Source organism: Pseudorhodobacter sp. (genome assembly GCF_030452865.1).
In the GTDB taxonomy this organism is placed as follows: Bacteria; Pseudomonadota; Alphaproteobacteria; order Rhodobacterales; family Rhodobacteraceae; genus Pseudorhodobacter.
The window spans coordinates 1-2,435 of record NZ_JAKDLJ010000484.1; the positions used below are offsets into that span (position 1 = coordinate 1).

4 protein-coding genes and 1 tRNA gene are annotated in these 2,435 nt (G+C 61.4%); all 5 read left to right on the top strand.

Annotated features, from left to right (window positions below):
• The first annotated feature begins 41 nt into the window (after window positions 1-41).
• The 5 genes from infA to L0H65_RS18410 all read left to right on the top strand — a co-directional run bounded on the left by infA (window position 42) and on the right by L0H65_RS18410 (window position 2,198).
• Window positions 42-260 carry a translation initiation factor IF-1 gene (gene infA, locus L0H65_RS18390; RefSeq protein ID WP_050527196.1) on the top strand — a complete coding sequence of 73 codons (219 nt, stop codon included), beginning with the start codon at window positions 42-44 and terminating at the stop codon, window positions 258-260.
• 4 nt (window positions 261-264) lie between these two features.
• The gene (locus L0H65_RS18395) at window positions 265-843 is read left to right on the top strand and encodes a nucleoside triphosphate pyrophosphatase (protein WP_301460659.1); all 579 of its coding nucleotides are present in this window, start codon (window positions 265-267) and stop codon (window positions 841-843) included.
• On the top strand, window positions 840-1,874 hold the full coding sequence (locus tag L0H65_RS18400; RefSeq protein ID WP_301460660.1) for a ribonuclease E/G: 1,035 nt from the start codon (window positions 840-842) through the stop codon (window positions 1,872-1,874). Before L0H65_RS18395 ends, L0H65_RS18400 begins: the two co-directional genes overlap by 4 nt.
• Window positions 1,871-2,047, top strand: coding sequence for a DNA gyrase inhibitor YacG (locus L0H65_RS18405; RefSeq protein WP_301460661.1), 177 nt, complete (start codon window positions 1,871-1,873; stop codon window positions 2,045-2,047). Before L0H65_RS18400 ends, L0H65_RS18405 begins: the two co-directional genes overlap by 4 nt.
• A gap of 83 nt (window positions 2,048-2,130) precedes the next feature.
• Window positions 2,131-2,198 (top strand) — tRNA-Phe (locus tag L0H65_RS18410).
• Window positions 2,199-2,435: the final 237 nt, after the last annotated feature.

Genomic DNA, 2,435 nt, shown 5'->3' on the forward strand with positions numbered 1-2,435 from the left:
AAGGCCTGCGTTTTCGCGGGCTATATCCTTTTGGAGTGACCATGGCCAAAGAAGACATTCTCGAATTCCCCGGTGTCGTGAAGGAACTCTTGCCCAATGCGACATTCAAGGTCGAACTTGAGAACGGCCATGAACTGATCGCGACAATGGCAGGCAAGATGCGCAAGAACCGTATCCGTGTGCTGGCAGGCGACAAGGTGCAGGTCGAGATGACGCCGTATGACCTGTCGAAAGGCCGCATCAACTATCGCTTCAAGTAAGCCGATGCGGCTGATCCTCGGTTCTGCCAGTCCGCGCAGGCGCGAATTGCTGGCGCAAATTGGCGTGGTTCCGGATGCGGTGCTGCCCCCCGACATCAACGAAGACCCTGCACGCGGGGAGTTGCCGCGCCCCTATTGCGCCCGGATCGCGCGGGAAAAGGCGTTGGCGGTCTGCGCCGGGACGGATGACATCGTGCTTTGCGCCGATACCACCGTTGCCCTTGGTCGTCGGATCATGGGCAAACCTGCCGATGCGGGCGAAGCGGCAGCGTTCCTTTTGGCATTGGGTGGCCGTCGCCATTCGGTCATTACGGCGGTGGTGGTTCGCAAGGGGGACAAAATATGGTCCCGCGAAGTGGTTTCTGCCGTGAAAATGAAACGTCTGTCGGATATGGAGTTGAACGCCTATCTTGCCAGCAATGACTGGCAGGGCAAGGCCGGCGGATATGGTATCCAGGGGCTTGCCGGGGCATTTATCCCGTGGATATCAGGCTCCTTCACTGCGATCATGGGCCTGCCTGTTGCCGAAACCGCCGCGATGCTGGCGACCGCTGGCTATCCCCTGTGGAAGGAAATGGCATGAAAGGCCGTGTGGTTCTTCTGGACAACGTGCAAGGCCGCCCTGCCGCCGCCTTGCTGGTCGACGGACAGTTGCAGGACTTGCTGATTGACCCTGAAACTGACATGGCCCTGCCGGGTGCGATTTACCGCGCCGTGGCCGACCGCCCGATGAAGGGCCAGGGTGGAGTTTTCGTGAAGCTGCCCGGAGGCTCCGGTTTTCTGCGCCAAACAGCGGGTGTCGCCCCCGGTGCGCGGCTGTTGGTGCAGGTGACTGGCCCTTCTGAGGCTGGAAAAGCTGTCCCCGTCACCACGCGCCTGCTCTTCAAAAGCCGCTATGCGATTGTCACGCCCGATGCACCGGGGTGCAACATCTCCCGCCGGATCAAGGATGAAGCTGTGCGCGCGGTGCTGGCGGCACTTGCCACGGACGCAATGTCGGATGTGGATGGATCTCTGGGTCTGATTCTGCGATCCGCTTGTGAGGGCGCGTCGCCTGAGGCGGTCGCCGAGGACATCACGGCCATGCGCACCCTCGCCGAAGCCGTTTTGGCCGATCTCTCGGGCGGCCCGGAACTGCTGGTCGAAGGCGTCTTGGCGCAAGAAACCGCTTGGCGCGATTGGGCCGATCCCGCACCGGATGAGGTGATCGAGGGCGGCTTTGCCGATCATGGCGTGCTGGAGATGATCGAGGCGCTCGTGACCCCGCGCGTCGATTTGCCAGGCGCTGGTCACATGATGCTGGAACCCACGCGCGCGGTGCTGGCGGTTGACGTGAACACCGGCAGCGATACCAGCCCTGCGGCGGGTCTGAAGGCGAATATCGCTGCTGCCCGCGACCTCCCGCGCCAATTGCGGCTGCGTGGCTTGGGTGGGCAGATCGTGATTGACTTCGCGCCGATGCCGAAACGCGACCGCGCGGTGCTTGACCAGGTTTTGCGCGCGGCCTTCAAAGGCGAGGCCGCGGAGTCCAGCCTTGTTGGTTGGACCACGCTCGGCCTTTACGAGTTGGTGCGCAAACGCGACCGACTGGCACTGGCGGAGGTGTTGACATGAGCTGTCCGATCTGCGCCCGGGACAGTGACCCGAAATACCGGCCCTTCTGCTCGCGCCGTTGCGCCGACATCGACCTTGGAAAATGGCTGAGCGGGTCTTACGCTATCCCCGCAGCGATAACGGATGAGGATGGCGACGCTGCACCGCGCGACCAAACGCCACTAAGGAAGTAAAACATGCGGAGTGCATATTTATTGCGCGAACCCTCTGGACAGCCCGAACGCTCTACCCTAATACCCCGCTTGTGCGCCCGGATAGCTCAGTTGGTAGAGCAGCGGATTGAAAATCCGCGTGTCGGCGGTTCGATTCCGTCCCTGGCCACCAAGAAATACCCCAGCACAAAGCCCAGCCCGCAGAGCTGGGCTTTGTGCTTTTTGGGCAGCGCTCCGCTGTTCTTCCCGTGAAACGGAGCGAGGATTTTTCTTGCCCCTTGATCTGGTCTGGGTGTGCCCTGTCCTTGAACCAGCGCGATCATCAGTAAAACCGGATCAGCTTCATATGGCAACAGCTCGATCAAACCTGGGAGATGTCGATCGGCTCGATACCTGGACCCGGTATCGC